This window comes from Bremerella sp. TYQ1 (assembly GCF_020150455.1).
Taxonomy (GTDB): domain Bacteria; phylum Planctomycetota; class Planctomycetia; order Pirellulales; family Pirellulaceae; genus Bremerella; species Bremerella volcania_A.
In genome coordinates, this window is sequence record NZ_CP083740.1 from 1,705,758 (window position 1) to 1,723,980 (window position 18,223).

Below are 18,223 nucleotides of genomic sequence, written 5' to 3' on the forward strand. Positions count from 1 at the left end.
CGCTGAATTCGCTTTGGGCTATCTCGGTTGACGATACAACTGACGGATCACGTAAAATTCGTATTCGCCTGACTTTTCACGAATGCCGAAGACCGTCTTCCGGATCGTCGGCAGGGGACGTTCCCCCATGTATTGCTGCTCGATAAACGCTAGAAGGTTCTCTGTATCAGGCGGGTAAAACTGCATCGGAATACGTCCCCGCGTGTTCACGCCGGCCTTTTTAAGCAGTTCCATGTCGGCATCGCGGAGCGAGCCTGTCTTCCAGGTGAAGTAGAGTCGGTCCTCTTCTTTGCCGGAAGCGGTACGCCGCTTTGGATTGCCGGTCGAAAGCTTCGATGCATAATCGATGGTTTGCACGCCACCGCCGGCGGTTCCCAGTTCGATCCCGAAGTGGTCGAGCTGACGTGCATAGGTGTTCAAGTCGGCACCGGCAAACTCGATTTGCCAGCGTTCCCAACGAGGAATAATGTCAGGGCCGTTTCCTTCCGGACCGACAGGGCGATTGTCGCCTTGGCCGTTGCCTCCATCTGTGGTGACGGCGGCTCCATCCACATTTTCCATCGCAGCTTGCTGCGAAGTGACCGCATCGGTGACCGCTTCGTAGTTCGCTTCGATCTGTGGGTCGAGCACTTCCTCGAGCTCTTCCAGCCCAGGAGCCTCCAAGTCTTGAGCCACACCCATCGCATGATCGCCGCGGCCTGGGGTTGGTTCAATGATCACCGGAATCGAAACATTCGTTTCCCAGTTTCGCGTGGTCAGATAGATCACGAACAGCACCGTCACCCCGGCGCCCACCATAATGAGCAACGCGACAAGCAAGCCAGAGACTTGATCGTAGGCCGATACCTTCGCCAGGTTGGCGTGGGCAGGTTTCTGTTTGTTCTTGAGATGAGTGGTCGAAGCCATGAAGCGCGGGCAATCGTTACTTGGGTGTCTTAGTCAAGGAAGCGAGCATTCGGCCGAAGGGAACGATACCATTCTTTCCATTTGCTGATGGCCAGCTCACGCTCTGGCGGCGTCGGGTCGGCAGGCATGCCGAAGCCATCGATCTTGCGGCTGATAAATCGCAACGCATCGCGCGACTCGACGGCGATTCGTGGATCGGGATCGGAAAGAGCAAAGATCAATGACGGTACGCTATCAAAATCTTTCGCGTCGCGAATCGCCCGCACGGCCAGACGGCGAGCACTGTAAGTGCCTTGTCGCAGCTTCCGCCGGATGGCTTGCAGCGCGATCTCTCGCTCTGGCCCTGTCAGATTGATGTCGAATGTCACATCGGTGTCGACCAAACTATCGAGCGATCCATCGTCCGATTGAAGCAGCTCCAAGAACTGTTCCGTTTCTGGCATCTCTTTGACATTGATCACTTTTCCGTCGCGAAGCTCGGCACCGGCCAGATCGTCTGGCAGTCCACGGCCGCCGGCCAGCAAGCCATTGTCGAACGTCCGCACATGCTTCTTGATCGATTCGGCCGTCCCACGCACGAGGAAGAGCACCGCGAAGGCAGTTCCAACGGCGTTCCCTTCTTCGGAAGCATTGATCGCCCCATCTTTGCCCTGTTTCTTTTTGATGAACTCGTAGCCTTCGGAATACCACTTGGGATTTGGGTCCGGCCGACCGAGATCGAGCTCGTGGAATGCCTTAAAACGTTCCAATGCATACAGGAAATAAAACTGCCAACGATTGCCCTCGATCTTGACGTTCTTTTCCATCCATTGGTTGCCCAAGTCTTTAACAGACTTGAGGGCATCTTTGTCGACCAATGCGCGACCCTTTCGCATTTCTTCGCGGGCAGGGTCTTTTGTAACGTCGACGAGTTCCGAGGGAAGTCCGTCGTCGACTTTCGCTCGGCGGTTGCTCAGATCGAGCGCGTCGGCAGAAACATAGAGCGAACAAAGCCCAGCCGTTGTCAGGCTCGGGCGAATGTCGGATTGCTGCACGCGAGGCTTTCCGCGAGGGGAGATCTTGCCCTGGTAACCGAAGGCCCCGGAAGGATCTTGCACCGACATGATGAAGTTAGTGATGCCGGCGATATTTTGCGGCGGAACTTCGTATTGGTTTTGGTAAGCCAACCACATGCCGAGCGCGGCATACTGTGTCATGGAGTTGTCACCGCTGGGTTGCTCGGAGTAACCGAAACCACCATGGGGACGCTGATTCTTGACGAAGAACGTAACGAGATTTTGGATCTCTTTCGGGTAAGCATGCGGATCGAGTTCGCAAAGGAAGATCAACGCGAGCCCGGCATCGTAGACGACGTCGTGCTTGTATTCAGGGACTTTGTTGGCGAACTTCTTACACGCGTCGACGGCTTGCTTGATGCGTGGATGGTCTTTGGGAGTGCCGGACTTGTAGAGAGCCATGGCGATAAGAGACTTCCCGCCTACTCGAGCATGATCGCCCGATGACGCGAGGTACGCATTGGCCGCTTTCACTACCTTCTGGACTTCCGGCGACTCCGGGGTCAGCGCCATCGCAGGCGAGACCAATCCCCAGAGAGCAAGCCCTATGGACATGAAGCAGCATACGAACACCGATGGTTTCGTTCGCTGTAGCATCGAATTTTACTCTGTTCCTAAGATGAGTTGCCCGTAGTTACCGCTCGGAACAATCTGCCGAAGCTACCGCAATTGCAGTGAGTTTGGCAAACCAAAATTCCAAGAAGAATTAACTACGTGGGGGATAATCGCCCCTCATGAGAGTCGTTAGTGCCTCGGATCGACATCTCAATTTGCATAGGCGTTAAAACTAGAATTGTTGGCACGGCTTGTCAAGCAAGTTGTAGAGATCCGCGCAACTCAGATACGCCCAGATGTCCAGCGGTTCGAGAGAAATAAGGGTTTGCGCGATGCATGAAACTTTTAACAAACCTCTTAGGAAATTATTATACCGGAGTGTACAGGCATTCTGCGCGAAATCTCGTCCAAATGTCGGCGTAGAGTGCGCGAAGTCTTTGTGGAGTGCCCCAGTTGACAACCCCCATGTGGATATCTAGACTTAGCTCTTTCCCAACGAGGTCAGATAGCTCAGTTGGTAGAGCAATGGACTGAAAATCCATGTGTCGCCGGTTCGATTCCGGCTCTGACCACTTCGCAAAGGCCCTCAAAACGATGGCTTTGGGAATAAAAAAAGGCTCTCGAAATCGACGATTTCGAGAGCCTTTTGTGTTTCTTGCGATATCCGCAAGACCTTACAGGCAAATGGCTTAGACCATTTCCTTCAGGTTCTTGAGAGGACGAACTTTGACTTTGGTCGAAGCCGGCTTGGCCGGAACGTCCATCAATTCGCCTGGCTTGAATGGATTCGGCACGCCCTTCTTAGCAGGACGAGCAGGAACCTTCTTCTTTTCGATCTTCACGATGCCAGGTATGGCGATCGCACCGGCACCACTACGACCGAGAGCCTTGCCAATTTCGGAGGACAGCGCGTCCATGACCGCACTGACGTCCTTCTTCGCAATGCCTGTCGACTCTGCGATGTTGGCCAGCAATTGGGTCTTGGTGAGGGGTTTCTTGACGGTTGCAGCTGCAGCTTTCTTTGCCATGGGGTTTCCCTACGAGAAAGGCTATCCAATGTAAAAATGGGTCACAAATGTCCGTTTTCCGGAACGCGTCGATTAAAGAAGTTTGCCACGGTTTTTCAAGACAGCCAAACCAGAAAACCCCCTTTTTCCCGGGAAATAGCAAGAAAATTGCCGGAAAAGTGGTCTGAGAGCCTCCGATTTCAGCGATTTTGGCCGCCCCGAGGCAGTCTTCAGACGCCATTGCCCCTAGAATTCCCCTGAATTATCGAACGCTTTTGATGCTCATTTCGTCTCTAATTACGTGGTAAAATGTACTGTTTAGTCAAAACTCTCGTGCGAAACTCGCATTTTGCCGGATCCCAGGAGGACAAAACTTGTTTTCCCCGGAGATTTTGGAATAGAGTACATTTACCGATGGCAGTATCGGGCTTGGCAGGATTGCCGTTTGCCATCGCAAAGCTTCCCCTCAACGGAAATGCAGGGCATGTTCATGAATCGGAATGGTCAGCTTCTTCCCTCGTTTGGACCACATTGCCGCCAATTTCCATTTCGATCTTGGATTTCCGGTTTTCTCCTAGCCGCGTTTCTAGCCCCGGCAGTCGCGTTTGGGCAAAACGAGCAGTCCGACCTGGAGTCTTCCTTTTTCCTGCCAATTCCACGTGAAGCTCGGCTTCGGCTGGAACGCATCGAGAAAGCGGCCGACGAAGAGAAATGGACCGATGCGGCCCAAGACATCATGCTGCTTCTGGCAGGCGAAAATGCCGAAGACTTTCTTTCGCCGCTCGACTCCGGCAAGCAAACGACGTCGCAAAGCGTTAAATCCACGACCCTTGAGTTGGTCCAAAACCTCCCACCGAACGTTCTAAAAGCGTACGACCTGCTGGTAGGAACCGAGCCCGATGTCCTCCTTCAGGAAGCGATTGCCGAAAACGACGAGCGTAAGCTGGCCGATGTTTCACGACGCTTCCTCTTTACGCCAGCTGGTGAAAAAGCCGCGATCATCCTGGCCCGAAAAGCGATGGATGCCCGACAGTGGGAAGGAGCACTTCTGGCCCTCAATCGTCTCGACTACAAGCCCAACCGCACACGTACGTTTGTCGACGAATCTGATTTGATGCGTGCGATTTGTCTCCGCGAAGTGGGCCAAACGGAGCAAGCCAAGGCGATCATTTCTCGTTTAAAAGATGACCAGTCGCTCGCAAAACTCCTTCCAGGCTTCAAAATCGTCGGCAGCACTTCTCCAGAACAAATCCTCGATCGGCTTACGCAAGCCAAGTCTGGCCAAGAGCTTCCTCCCTATGCATGGACCATGTTCCAAGGTTCCGTTTCGCGAACGGCCCCATCTCGCGGCAGTGAACCGCTGCAAGAGATCCAGTGGAATGCACGGATGGCTCAAAGCCAGCAGCAGCAAGACGAGATTCGTGCGTCGATGCGTCAATTTCTCGACAACCGGATTCCTATCTTTCCGGCGATTCACCCAGTTGTTGTGCAAAATCAAGTCGTCTTCCGCACGCCATCCGGCTTATTGGCAACGGACATTCAAAGTGGAAAAGTGCTTTGGAAGTATCCGTGGGATAACCTCGACTTGGATCTATCTGAAAAAGAACCAGATCTCCTGAACAACATCTTCCCTGGACTAGGACGCGACTTCGAGAGAGCTATCTGGGCGGACGCTCGATCAGGCCATCTTTCCTCCGATGGAACGCGTCTTTTTTACGTCCACGACGACCAACCCGCCGGTGACAATCTCGGTTCGATCCTGGCCAACAGTGGTCTTCGAAATGCCGGCGGCATGTTTACCGGCCAACAGAATCACCTCTATTGCTTCGATATCGCCCGCGAGGGTGCCATCCTTTGGCAACTCGGAGGCGTCGGTTCCGAAGGTAACCAAGCGGGCCAACAACTCTCGGAAGCTCGATTCCTGGGACCACCACTTCCACTAGGCGATGATTTGCTCGTATTGGCAGGCATAATCGACGAAATCCGCCTGCTTAGTCTGGATGCAGAAACAGGGCAAATCCAATGGTCGCAACAACTCGCTCGCCAAACGACAGGAAGTTCTGCTGATCTCATCGAATCGTTTTTGCAAGCCGCGACGCCATCGCACAAAGGTGGCATCCTGGTCTGCCCGACCAACTCTGGATCGGTCGTTGCAGTGGACCTTTCCAATCAAACGCTGCTTTGGGGGTTTCAGTACAAAGAACCAGATCGTAACCGACCTGGTCGTCGTATTTCTGGGCGAGAACAGGGGACCGATTTTTTAGCACTCGCCGATCGCTGGAACGATGGCACGCCCATGATTCATCAGGGCAAAGTACTCATCACCCCGACCGACGCTGACTATCTGTACTGTCTCGATTTGCTGACCGGCGAAAAGCTTTGGGAGCTCCCACGTCGGGATAATGTGGCCCTGGCAACCGTGGCCGGAGAAGTCGCGTTGGTGATCGGCAAAACGGAAGTCATGGGTGTGAACATCGAGAGCGGCGAGCCGGCATGGAAAAACAAAGAGATCGTTCTGCCGGAACTGTCACTTCCTAGTGGTTACGGGTTCCGCCTCGACGACAAGTACTATCTTCCGACGACTAAAAACCAAATCGTTCCCATTGAGCTTGCCGATGGAAAACTAGGCACGCCCATCGAAGCAGTCGGCGAGCTCGGCAACTTGGTTTGTTACAAAGACTACGTAATCTCGGTCAGCCCGGAATTCGTTACCGCTTACAAGCAAATCGATGCACTACGACGGGAAGTGGCTCAGCGTCTTGCTCAAAACCCCAACGATGCCGAGGCGTTGCGGATGCAAGGTAAGCTCCAAAAACATGACGGCAACTTGGGCGACGCGTTGGTATCGCTTCAACGTTCGATCGATATCGAGTCCAACGATGAAACTCGCACTCAACTTGTCATCACTGGCTTGGCAGCATTAGGCCAGGATTTCTCTCGATTTCGAGATGTCGTTGACGAACTCGAAGGTCTCGTCGATTCTTTGGACGAACGGATAACGTTGGCCCGATTGACTGCCCGTGGTTTGCATGCCGAAGGCAAGCATGATGAAGCACTAAAGCGTTATTTTGAGTTCCTCGATTTAACCGATGAGTATCTCAATACGCAGGTCGTTCCCAACGAACTTTTAATTCACGACTTCGATCCTCAAGTGGAAGTGAGTGCCGATCGTTGGGCTCGCGGCAAGATCAGCCAGCTGCGTGACCTGATGACCGAAGAAGAACGTGAGCGAGCTGATCAAGCAGTCCAAGCTCGACTCGACAAGCTCCTTTCATCAGATGGGAATCACCAGAAACAACTGACACGTTTCATCAATCGCTTCCCACGTTTCCCAGCGACCCAATCGGCCCGAATTCAACTCGCTGGAATGCTGCTCGATAAAGGACTTCTTCTGCAAGGGGAAGGTGTTCTGCGGACACTCCTTGCTCAAGACCTTTCGCCCGAGCAGTCCGGACCGCTCGTATTTAAACTGGGCACAGGCCTGAAGAAAGCAGGACTTGCGAACGAAGCTGCGGCATGGTTCACGTTGCTTTCCAGTGAATACAGCAACATTCCCGTCGATGGCAATCGAACCGGTCGTCAGGTAGCCGCTCTGCAGCAATGGGATCCTGTTGCCGCGGCCATCGTCCGGGAACGAACCATTTGGCCCTACTCCGCGACCAGGGTCGATATCACCAAACGACGTAATCAAGGGTTTAGCCGCGTCGATCATCCGATTCGCCTGGATGAAGTCGGCATGGAAGCCCGCAGCAATTACTCGCTTCTGTTAGATAGCGAAGCCAATTTGATCATCGTGCAGGACGAATTTGGCGAGCCAATCGTCCGAATTCCATTCACGACGCAAAGCGGTCGCAAGCTATACCACCCTCAAATCAGCGCGCTTCACGCACGACAGTTTGGGCACCTGCTTGTCTTGTCGCTCGGAAGCGAACTTCAAGCGTTTAACATGATGCCAAGCCTTCCTAGCGAAGACTCGTCGCGCATGATTTGGAACGCCGACTTACAAAACGGAATTGCCGGTTCGACTCGCCGGACTCGTGAGTTCGATGTCCATTCGAAGGCTAATCCTTTTTCCCTGATGGACCGCATTGCTCGCGATGTCACCACACGTAAAACGATCGGCCAGTTTGCTGGCAATCAACAATTGATTTGCTACCAGATCGGATCCCGACTGATCTGTCGCGATCCAGCTACGGGCTCCGTTTACTGGGAACGTGATGGAGCCGAACTGGGCTGCGAACTTGTCGTGACGGATAAGCATGTGATCGCAATTCCACAAGACGACAACCACGATCGCGGTGAAGTCGGTGATACGGTGGAAGCTCTTGTTCTTTCGGCTGACAACGGCGAACTGCTTCAAACGGTTGAACTGCCAAGTGCCGATCGGATTTGGACGGTTCGCGATGGTACTGTCGTCGCGTGGCAAAAAGCGAAAGAGGAAGCAGCACAAGGTCTCGATGCGTACGATGCTGTAACCGGGAAAAAGCTGTGGACCAAGACCTACGAAGCCGGCATGTCCGCCAAGGGCGTGCTACTTGATCGACAGCCTTGGATTGCAATGCTCGACAAGCTTGGCAATTTAGAGATGATCAACATTCCCGACGGCAAGACAGTACACCAACGTAAACTGGCTCGGAAAGAGCCAGCCGTTCAGTTGAAGATTGTCGAATCGGATGACCAGTTCCTGCTCGCGGTTTACCGTGAAATAACATCACGTCCACAATTCCGCAGCATCCCGTACGACCAAAGTGAAACACTCCTTCGTGGCGAGATCTACGCGTTCGATATGAATACGGGCGAAATGACATGGGAGACGCCAGCGTTGGTTCACGACAACTACTTGCTGGAAACCTTCCAGTCGAGTGGACTGCCCGCGATTGCCTTGGTAGCCCGACTCCATCGTCCCGATGCACGAACACCGCAAATGAATTCCGCGTTGGAGGTGCTGCTGCTTGATAAACGAGACGGACGAACGCTGTTTCGTCAGGAATTTGGCGAATTAAGCGGGACTTTCTCGTTGACCGGCGACCCGAGCGAAAAGAGCCTTCGGCTTCAACTCACAGAGCTTGAAATTAAGCTGACATTCGATCCGGACGAACCTGCCGTTCCTGCACCACCAGCCGCTACGGAGATCGATTTCTCTTACCCCCCATCATTGGAAGAAGAGTCCCCTTGAACGTTTTGTGAGACCTACGACGGCATACCATTCAAGTTGTGAAATTGCGCAGCACAAGTTACGATGAGCATGGTAAAGTTTAGCGGATCGGGTAACCGTTTCTGCCGTGAAAAACTTTACCTGCTCCTCCTCCAAGATCTCTATTTGAACAGAAAGAGCCTGGATGTCCGAATCAGAGTTCGCCGAATCGGCGATCGAGAAAATATCTGTCGCGCGCACGCGAATCCTCGATCAGCTTGGCCAAGTTATTGTTGGCCAATCGGACGTGATCGAAGAGCTTCTCATCTGTCTGATGAGCCGAGGGCACTGCCTTCTGGAAGGGGCGCCAGGGCTGGCCAAAACCTTGATGATCAGCACGCTCTCGAAAGTGCTGGAGTTGAGCTTTAGCCGAATTCAGTTCACGCCTGACTTGATGCCGGCGGACATCACCGGCACCGAAATCATTGAAGAAAACAAATCGACCGGCGCTCGTGAGTTTCGCTTCCTGCAAGGGCCTCTGTTTTCTCACGTGATCTTGGCCGACGAAATCAACCGAACGCCTCCCAAGACGCAAGCCGCTCTCTTGGAAGCAATGCAGGAACGCACCGTTACTGTCGGTCGCGTTCGTCACGAACTGGCCGATCCATTCTTCGTGCTCGCGACTCAGAACCCGATTGAACAGGAAGGGACATATCCACTTCCCGAAGCCCAGCAAGACCGCTTCATGTTCAAAGTGTTCGTGAAGTATCCAACGTTCGACGACGAGTTCGAGATCGCTCGTCGCACGACAGCCAAGCAGACGGTGAAGCTTGAACCCGTTCTAACTGCCGAAGAACTGATCGAGCTGCAAAGTCTCGTTCGAGATGTTCCCGCTTCCGATCATGTCATTCGGTATGCGATTACGCTTGTGCGTCAAACGCGTGTCGGCGAGCCAGGTATTCCTTCGTTCGTTTCCGACATGCTTTCCTGGGGTGCCGGGCCACGTAGTGTTCAGTTCCTCATCCTGGGTGGCAAAGCAAGAGCGCTGCTCAATGGACGCACGCATGTCACGACCGAGGATATCCAAGCCTTGGCCAAACCGGTGCTGCGTCACCGCATTGTGCTGAACTACGGTGCGGAAAGTGAAGGAGTATCGGCCGACGACGTGATCGATCGGATTGTGCAGGAAACGCCCGCCAAAGAGGATCAGCTAACCAGCGATGCCCGATTCCAAAAAATATTTGCATCCTGAGACTCTGGGGCGGATTTCCAAACTGGAACTTCGAGCCCGGCACGTCGTAGAAGGATTTCTTTCCGGAACCCACCGCAGCCCCTACTTCGGGCAATCGATCGAGTTCCTCCAACATCGCGAATACGCGACGGGGGACGATCTGCGCCATATCGACTGGAAAGTCCTAGGCAAGCACGACAAGTACTTCATCAAGCAGTATGAAGAGTACACAAATCTTCGCTGCATGCTGATGGTCGACGCTTCCGCCAGTATGAGCTACGGCAACGGTCCCATGACCAAATACGACTACGGTTGTACCATCGCAGCGTCGCTCGCTTACCTGATTCTCAAACAACAAGATGCTGTCGGCTGTGCCGTCTTCGACGACACCATGCGTTATCGTGTTCCTGTCCTGAGCAAACGGACTCATTTGAACACCATCGTCGAAGCTCTTGCGAATCAGTCGCCGCGTGACAAGACGGACATGCAGACAATCTGCAAACAGTTCGCCGAGAGCTACACCAGCCGCGGATTGGTGATCGTCATTTCCGATCTGTTTGGCGATGTTGCGGCTACCGCCAAGGGGCTTCGCATCCTGCGTCAACGCGGTCATGACGTCATGGTGTTCCACGTAATGGACGACGACGAATTGGACTTCCCATTCACTGGATCAACGCGATTTGAAGGCCTCGAATTACCTGACCACCTGACGTGTAACCCTCGCGCTTTGCGGGAAGGTTACCTGCAAGCGGTCAACGAGTTCACTTCGTCGATGCGTCGAGAGTGCACCAAAAACACCATCGATTATGCGTTAGTGCGTACTCGTGACTCACTGGCAACCGTCCTGACGACTTACCTTTCCAATCGACTCGGCATGCATCATCGCAATTAAGATCGTTTGAGGCGTAATGCTTTTCGTTTATCCAGCACTGGCTTGGGCTTTCGCCCTCATATCGCTTCCCGTGTTGATTCATTTAATCAACATGATGCGGCACCGGCGTGTCAAATGGGCAGCGATGGACTTCCTGCTGCAAAGCCATCGCCGAATGAAGCATTGGGTGATGCTTCGTCAGCTCTTGCTTTTGCTAACGCGAATGGCTGCGATTGCCCTGATTGTCGCCATGCTTGCCGGGCTGATCACCACGCAAAGCTGGTCGAACATGCTTGGCGACCGCGTTGTCCATCATCTCATTTTGCTGGACGACACGTTCTCGATGCGCGAACGGCTAGGGGGTGACACGGCATTCGAGTCGGCTCGTCAAACAGCCAATCGCATTATCGAAAACCTGGCCACCGATGATCGACCGCAGCGTATCTCGGTCTTGCTGTACTCTGATATCCTGCGTGGTGAAGTCGATGCCAAGGCACCGAATCTTGCGGCTCGAATGCGAACGGACATGGATTCGACCAGTATCACAAAGCTCCAAGAATTGCTCGCCAATACGAGCCCAACCGAGCAAACTGTCCCGCTCGCGGAAGTGTTGCAGCGTGCCAGTGAAGTGGTTGGCGAGTTCGATCAGTCAGAGGTTGCTCAGGTCTACGTGATTTCTGACTTTCGTGAGAAAGACTGGGGTTCCGAGGCGGCTTTGCTCGATCCAATTTCTCGCATCGAGGAACGCTCGACCGAGCTGAACTGGATCAACTGTGCTCGCTTACCTCAAGACAATCTGGCCATCACCGACATCTCTATCGGGAACGGGACAGTCGTTGCAGGGATTCCTACGATTGTGAAAGTCTCTGTTCGGAACTTTGGGGAACAGACCGCCGTAGATGTTCCGGTAACGATCGAGTTGTTCGGTTCCGAGTCTGGCGACGCCGACATTGCCAAAGCGGGCAATGCTCTTGAACGACTTTACGATCAGCTACCGATCACGTTCGATGAAATTCCTGCGGGGGATCAGGTCACACGACAGACGCAAATCATCTTCCCAGCAGAAGGCTCTCACGTACTTTCATTCCGATTACCGGAAGATCCGTTGCCGCTCGATAACCTTCGGTTTGCAACAGCCGACGTACAGCCTACGGCCCCCGTTTTAATCGTCGATGGCGATCCCAAATTGACGAGTGCTTTTTACCTACAGTCGGTCTTCAATCCTGGGCCTAACGTGTCGACGGGGGTTACGCCGACAACAACCAGCAGCAGCTTTCTGACGACCGCTGAACTCGGTGACCTGAAGAAGTTTGAAACGATATTCATAATCGATCCACCACAGCTGGACGAACGCATCGTCACGACGCTTAAGCAGTACGTCGAATCGGGAGGAGGCATCGTTTGGTATCTCGGTCCTGGCACCAACGAACTGGGGCTGAATGATTTGGCGAAAGCGAACCTTTTACCGACGAGCTTACAAGCTCCGGCAGAACTTGATCAGAACACTCCCGATGGCCCGCCAGACTTCGATCCTGGAGACAATCAAATCTTTAAAGTCTTCGCCGGTGAGAAGAATCCTTTCTTACGGCGACTTGTCGTGGGCAACTATTTTCCCGTGACGCCAGAGTTTGAAGCCAATAAGCCTGACTCGGTCCGTGTTCTCGGTCGGTTACGCAATGGAGATCCCCTGGTGCTTGAGCATGGGCAAGGGCAGGGCAAGATCGTCACGTTCCTCACATCGCTAGGGCCACAATGGAATAGCTGGGCAACAAACCCTAGCTTCATTGTGACGATCCTGGAACTACGAAACTATGCCGGCAACTCAAGCCGTGGCGAAACGACGTTTCCTGTTGGCTCGCCTATTGCAGTTAGTGCCGCGACCGCCGATTATCGCCCTGACGTACAGTTCTATAGTCCCGGCACCACGAGTCTACCGACCGATCGGAGCGAACGACTCCAGCTTCAGCCAGTGCCAGGCACCTTAGAAGGCCAGGCCGAACTCGCCGGCGTCGACTCGGTGACTGGTCGATTCCTCACAGGGCAGTCTGGTGTTTACGAGGCTTGGCTGACGAAGATCGACGGTTCCAACGAGGTTCGCCGTTATTCGCTTGCTCCTGAAATCACCGAAAGTGATTTGATGGGAATGAACGAAACCAATCTCCGTCAGCTTTATCCGTCGGTGTCGTTCAACTACTTCGCGGCCGACGCCTGGCAACTTGACAGCGCTGCACGGCAAGGCACCAACTGGCAAACCATCTTGCTTGCTTTGGCTGTCGGCGCATTACTTTTGGAACAGATTTTGGCCTACTACGCGAGCTACCATCCTGCGGCTCCAGGAGCATCCGCCGCATGAATGAAGCCGCAACCAACACGGTAACCGCCTATCAATTCAGCCGTCTGTCTGACTTGCCCTATTGGTCTCAATGGGCAATGCTCGTCGCGGTCGTCGCTGCCATTATGACGTTTGTTTGGTGGTGGTCGCGGCGCGATTCGCATGCACTGCCAACACTGAGTCGCTTTGTCCTATTCGGACTCCGAACTGCCGCACTGCTGGGTCTCCTGTTTTTCTTTTTCAACTTGGAAAAGAAAACGCAGCGCGAAGTTCGTGAAAACTCGCGTGTTGCAGTGTTAGTGGATACCAGCCAAAGCATGGGTCTGACCGATGGAACGCCTGGCACCGTTACCGATACGACATCGCGTGCCGATCAAGCGATCACGCTTCTTTCTCAGAGCGAACTATTAGAGCAGCTTCGGCAAGACCATGACGTTACATTGATGTCATTCGACGATTCGTCCCCGCCAAGAAGTATCGCCTTCTTTGGGCGGTCTCAGGAAAACCAAACAGAAGTCGAGCAACAGCACTCTGCGACGTTTGATCAGCAATGGGCGCAGATGACATGGATCACCTGGACTGGCATCGGCCTGACGATCTTCGGTTTACTCTGCTTGCTGTCGGCAGGCATTTTCGCCACTTCCCAGGCCGCCGCCCCCTTAAATTTGGTGAGCGCCGCCTGCTTGCTGGCAGCCGTCGTCTTGGTCGGTTTCGGTGACCTCCGCAACGACGAAGTCCGGCCATGGGAAATCGTGTTTGGCGAATCGACCAACGAACCCGACGCCCCACAATCCACGGAAAGCATCGAATCCGAGTCGCCCGATTCGCTCCGAATCGCCGATGTCGACTGGCCTAAGGAACTGCAGCCAACCGGACTGGAAACGCGTATTGGTGATGCAGTCGTTCAGTTGGTCAATCAAGAGCGTGGAGGTCCATTCGCCGGTATTCTGATGATTACCGACGGGGCCAACAACGAAGGCACTCAGCCTGTCGAAGCAGCTCGAATGGCTCGAGAGATTGGAGCACGAATTATCACCGTTGGCCTGGGCTCGGACCAGCAACCGGAAAGCGTACGAATCGTCGATCTCGAAGCGCCAGCGAAAGCATATCCTGGCGATGAGTTTCAACTTCGTGGCTATATCCAAGGCTTTGGAATGCCGAACAAGTCGGTCACGTTGCAAGTCGCTTCCGGCGTAATCGACGAAAATGGAGGCTTCAAAGAAGAGGCCATCGACATGGTCTCGCAGCCGGTCCAGCTTGGAAATGATGGCCAGGTCATCCCCGTTGATTTTCAGATTACGCCAGAGAACATCGGCACGCGTGCTTATCAACTGCGGATCGTTTCAACGTCCGAAACCGACATCGACAAGTCTGACAATCAAAAGACGGTCAAAGTTCAAATTGTTCAGCAGCGGAATCGCGTCCTTCTGTTGGCTGGGGGACCGACTCGTGAATATCGATTCCTGCGAAACCAGCTTTACCGCGACAAAGACGTCGATCTTCACGTTTTGCTGCAAACGGGAGAACAAGGAATCTCGCAGGAGTCGGATGAGTTGCTCTTCGAGTTTCCGGACGACCCAACGGTGCTCTTTGAAGAATATGACTGTATCGTCGCGTTCGACCCTGACTGGTCGAAACTTTCGCTGGATCAGATCCAACTGCTCGAACGCTGGGTCGGTGAAAAGGCTGGCGGCTTGATCGTGATTGCCGGGCCAATTTATACGCCGGAATGGGCCAGTCTTCGCCGAGGCAATGATGCAATTGACATTGTTAAAGACCTGCACCCGGTGACCTTCTTCAGCCGCGGAACATCAATTGGCCTCGGCCGCTTCGGCTCCGAGACGGCTCGCAAAGTGGTTTTGACACCTGAAGGACAAAAAGCGGAGTCACTCCGACTGGATGCTTCCGGCGAAGTCAGCAGTCGAATCTGGCAACAATTCCCAGGCGTGTACGGCTACTTCACCGTCAGCGGTGTAAAACCTGGGGCAGCGGTTTGGGCCGAAGTGGATGCCGAAGGCGGACTCGGTTCGAGCCAGTCGCCGGTTTATATGGCCTCTCATTTTTATGGTGCTGGACGAGTCGTCTTTATCGGTAGTGGCGAGTTCTGGCGGATTCGGTCGATGGATGTCGGCTACTTCGAGGCGTTTTACACCAAGCTGATTCGCTATGCTTCACAAGGCAGACTTGCCCGCGATTCGAGCCGCGGACTGCTGCTCGTTAGTGCGGAAAGAGTCTCGCTTGGTGAAACCGTCGATGTGCGTGCGTTTCTCACCGACTCGCAGCACAATCCTTTGAGCGATCCACAGATCGAAGCGAGCCTGATCCTTCCCGATGGAACGGAGCAACCGCTGATCCTGCGACAGCTTCCGGAATTCGAGGAAGGGCAATACGCAGGTCAGTTCACGCCTCTGCAAGACGGCGAGTATCGCATTGAAGTCCGTCTTCCAGGCGGCGGCGAAGACGGATTATTGACTCGAGAAGTGAGGGCTCGAATTCCAGATCGCGAAATTGCCAACCCTCGTCGCGATGATGCCGTCCTGACGGCACTCAGCAGCGAAACCGGTGGCAAGTCAATTGTTGGAATCGATGACCTCATGAAGAGCGAAAACCTGCCTGGGTATGTAGGCCCCGAGATTCTTCCGCCTCGCGACATGTACACCGCTTTGCCAGATTTGACCGACCGGACTTTTCAAGAGCAACTCCGTGGTTGGCTCATGGCATTTATTGTCCTGGCGTTAAGCATTGAATGGATTCAACGGAGGTTTGCGAAACTAGCATGAGCACGCCTCGAGAACCACTTCCAGATTCGATTCTTTCACTGCTGGATGCCCTCCGTGGCCGTATCCGTCGTTACGTCATCATCGAAGGTATTGCAGCCATTTTGATATGGCTCGGCGTCATCTTCTGGGTCGGACTCGGAATCGATTATTTGCCAGTTACCTTTGGCGCCAGCGAAATGCCTGTCGAAGCTCGCAGTGTACTGCTGGCAATTGGTGGCATCGGAACGCTTTGGATCGCATATCAGTTTATCTTTCGTCGCATCTGGGTAGAGATGCCCAACCGCAGCTTGGCATTGTTGATCGAGCGACGCTATCCGCAGTTTGGCGAGAGCCTGCTGACGACCGTTGAAGCTTCGGAAAGCGAATCCGCTACGGACGCTTACGAACAAGAAATGCTGTCGGAGACGAGACGTGATGCGCTCGCCACACTCCCGGAAGTCAATCTGACGGAACTGTTCGATCCTACGCCATTATGGCGAAAAGGGACCGCCGCAGTCGGCGCGATGGTGACGATCGGTTTGTTCGCGTTGATCGCTTTTCCATCGTTTCAAATCTGGCTTAGCCGTTTGTCATTGAGCGACACCACCTGGCCACGTTTGGCTCGGATCGAACTGGTCGGCATCGAACTGCTCCAACGCAACGAGGCAGCAGGGGAAGAAGGCTCGACAACGGTGATTCTTCCGTTCACCGATAAGACCGTAAAAATTGCTCGCGGCAGTTCGATTCGCTTACTTGTTGCCGCTGATACCAATGCTTCGTTCACGCCTCGATATTGCTCGTTAGTCTACCGCACTGCCGACGGCATTTCGGACTCGGCTCGAATGCAGCGACTCGGCAACGCCGACGACGATGGCAAGTTGCCGTTCGTTTACGACCGTAAACCACTGACAGGCATGACGACTTCGCTTGATTTCGATGTCATTGGCTACGACCACAAGCTATCAAACTATCGGATTGAAGTGGTAGATCGTCCGTTCATCACCAGCAGCGAAGTCGATGCGGTCCTTCCCGAATACACCGAGCTTTTGCCGCGTAAGGAAGTGGTTTCTGGAGCGACGCAATTACCTGTCGGTTCGCAAGTCGCTCTGAGCATGACGACCAGTAAACCTATCGTCGCAGCGACGCTATTTGACCTTTCGACACAAGAGTTAAAAGAGCTGACGTTCGATCCTCCGGTGACAACCATTCGAGAAGAGTATGCCAGTCTTTCGCGAGACCTTCCACTGGAAGTTTCCCTTCGAGATGTCGATGGTGTGAGCAACGAAATTCCATATCGCCTGAAGATTGCTGCTGTTCCAGATGCACCTCCAGCGGTGGAAATGCGTCCCGTCGGAATTGGTTCGGCGATTACTCAAAACGCGCAGATCCGTTTGGATGGACGAATTCAAGACGACTTCGGCGTTGCTCGATCATGGATCGAGGTCCAAGTAATCGGCGGAGCCAAACTCGAAATCCCGATCACGACAGATAGCGACGGTGCATTCTCGACGGTGATCGACCTGAAAGATCAGCAGACGCCGGACGGCATCCTAAGAGTCATTCCGGACGATAAGTTGACGATTTCCGTGTTTGCCCAGGACAAATGCGATCTCGACGGCGAGGGCAACATCGGTACCGCCGATCGACTCCAACTCGATGTTGTCACGGCCGACAAACTGCTTTCACTGCTTGAAGGCAGGGAGTTGGACCTCCGTCGCCGATTCGAGCAGATTCGCGAAGAAACCATTCGTCTGAGGGAAGAGTACACACGAATTCAAATTGACGCGAAGCGATTTGCTCTCGGAGCGGAGAAGTTTGCGGCCTCAGAAACCACCCCTGGGGAGGGAGAAGAGCCTGTAAACGCTCAAGAATTGTTCCGAAAGGCACTCGATCTGCAACGGTTGCGTATCCAACGTGCGATGCAGGCCAGCAAGAAGGCAGATGGAGAACTTGTCGGAATTCGTGTCGGATTCGAAGAAATTCGGGTCGAATTGACGTCTAACCGCATGGATACGACGGCCCGGAAGGAACGTCTTGAGAAGATGATTATCGAGCCGATTGCTCAACTTTCCGACCCTATGCATGCCCAATTACAGAGCACAACGCAAGAATTGGAAGCAACCTACGATCAGCCGGAAGCGTTTCTGCCGGTTGTAGAGGTTGCCCTGGAACAAACGGACGCAATCATTCTCGAAATGGAACGTATCCTAGAGAAGATGTTTGATTTGGAGAACTTCAACGAACTTATGGAAAAGATGCGTCAACTGATTGACGCTCAGACCGAACTTCGCGAAGAAACGGAAGATTTGCGGAAGAAGCAGATCCTGGATCTGCTAAAGTAAGACACCAAGGTGGCTACCCAGTGGCCACTCT

At 53.7% G+C, this 18,223-nt stretch carries 9 protein-coding genes and 1 tRNA gene; 7 read left to right on the top strand and 3 right to left on the bottom strand.

Going from position 1 to position 18,223, the window contains the following annotated elements:
- Positions 1 to 18: 18 nt before the first annotated feature.
- Positions 19 to 906 carry a hypothetical protein gene (locus LA756_RS06345; RefSeq protein WP_224439032.1) on the bottom strand — a complete coding sequence of 296 codons (888 nt, stop codon included), beginning with the start codon at positions 904 to 906 and terminating at the stop codon, positions 19 to 21.
- 29 nt (positions 907 to 935) lie between these two features.
- Positions 936 to 2,558, bottom strand: coding sequence for a prenyltransferase/squalene oxidase repeat-containing protein (locus tag LA756_RS06350; RefSeq protein WP_224439033.1), 1,623 nt, complete (start codon positions 2,556 to 2,558; stop codon positions 936 to 938).
- A gap of 457 nt (positions 2,559 to 3,015) precedes the next feature.
- On the opposite strand from LA756_RS06350, the gene LA756_RS06355 reads away from it, so the two are divergent.
- Positions 3,016 to 3,088, top strand: a tRNA-Phe gene (locus LA756_RS06355).
- Between the two features lie 117 nt (positions 3,089 to 3,205).
- Here the strand turns inward: LA756_RS06355 and LA756_RS06360 are convergent.
- Positions 3,206 to 3,544, bottom strand: a complete 339-nt coding sequence (locus LA756_RS06360) for an HU family DNA-binding protein (RefSeq protein WP_224439034.1) — start codon at positions 3,542 to 3,544, stop codon at positions 3,206 to 3,208.
- 463 nt (positions 3,545 to 4,007) lie between these two features.
- Between LA756_RS06360 and LA756_RS06365 the strand changes: the two genes are divergently transcribed.
- The 6 genes from LA756_RS06365 to LA756_RS06390 all read left to right on the top strand — a co-directional run bounded on the left by LA756_RS06365 (position 4,008) and on the right by LA756_RS06390 (position 18,192).
- The gene (locus LA756_RS06365; RefSeq protein ID WP_224439035.1) at positions 4,008 to 8,699 is read left to right on the top strand and encodes a PQQ-like beta-propeller repeat protein; all 4,692 of its coding nucleotides are present in this window, start codon (positions 4,008 to 4,010) and stop codon (positions 8,697 to 8,699) included.
- Positions 8,700 to 8,862: 163 nt separating this feature from the next.
- Positions 8,863 to 9,909 (top strand): MoxR family ATPase, encoded by a 1,047-nt coding sequence (locus LA756_RS06370; RefSeq protein ID WP_224439036.1) that lies wholly within the window; start codon positions 8,863 to 8,865, stop codon positions 9,907 to 9,909.
- Entirely contained in the window at positions 9,878 to 10,780 is a 903-nt protein-coding gene (locus LA756_RS06375) for a DUF58 domain-containing protein (RefSeq protein ID WP_224439037.1), read from the top strand. The genes LA756_RS06370 and LA756_RS06375 overlap by 32 nt, the downstream gene beginning before the upstream one ends.
- 16 nt (positions 10,781 to 10,796) lie before the next feature.
- Positions 10,797 to 13,112, top strand: a complete 2,316-nt coding sequence (locus LA756_RS06380; RefSeq protein ID WP_224439038.1) for a BatA and WFA domain-containing protein — start codon at positions 10,797 to 10,799, stop codon at positions 13,110 to 13,112.
- The gene (locus LA756_RS06385; RefSeq protein ID WP_224439039.1) at positions 13,109 to 15,871 is read left to right on the top strand and encodes a hypothetical protein; all 2,763 of its coding nucleotides are present in this window, start codon (positions 13,109 to 13,111) and stop codon (positions 15,869 to 15,871) included. Before LA756_RS06380 ends, LA756_RS06385 begins: the two co-directional genes overlap by 4 nt.
- On the top strand, positions 15,868 to 18,192 hold the full coding sequence (locus LA756_RS06390) for a hypothetical protein (protein WP_224439040.1): 2,325 nt from the start codon (positions 15,868 to 15,870) through the stop codon (positions 18,190 to 18,192). Before LA756_RS06385 ends, LA756_RS06390 begins: the two co-directional genes overlap by 4 nt.
- Positions 18,193 to 18,223: the final 31 nt, after the last annotated feature.

Excerpts from the sequence above, each read along its gene's own strand:
- LA756_RS06350 (WP_224439033.1), bottom strand. The coding sequence starts at position 2,558 with ATGCTACAGCGAACGAAACCATCGGTGTTCGTATGCTGCTTCATGTCC.
- LA756_RS06370 (WP_224439036.1), top strand. The coding sequence starts at position 8,863 with ATGTCCGAATCAGAGTTCGCCGAATCGGCGATCGAGAAAATATCTGTC.
- LA756_RS06360 (WP_224439034.1), bottom strand. The coding sequence starts at position 3,544 with ATGGCAAAGAAAGCTGCAGCTGCAACCGTCAAGAAACCCCTCACCAAG.
- LA756_RS06375 (WP_224439037.1), top strand. The coding sequence starts at position 9,878 with ATGCCCGATTCCAAAAAATATTTGCATCCTGAGACTCTGGGGCGGATT.
- LA756_RS06385 (WP_224439039.1), top strand. The coding sequence starts at position 13,109 with ATGAATGAAGCCGCAACCAACACGGTAACCGCCTATCAATTCAGCCGT.
- LA756_RS06390 (WP_224439040.1), top strand. The coding sequence starts at position 15,868 with ATGAGCACGCCTCGAGAACCACTTCCAGATTCGATTCTTTCACTGCTG.
- LA756_RS06345 (WP_224439032.1), bottom strand. The coding sequence starts at position 906 with ATGGCTTCGACCACTCATCTCAAGAACAAACAGAAACCTGCCCACGCC.
- LA756_RS06365 (WP_224439035.1), top strand. The coding sequence starts at position 4,008 with ATGTTCATGAATCGGAATGGTCAGCTTCTTCCCTCGTTTGGACCACAT.
- LA756_RS06380 (WP_224439038.1), top strand. The coding sequence starts at position 10,797 with ATGCTTTTCGTTTATCCAGCACTGGCTTGGGCTTTCGCCCTCATATCG.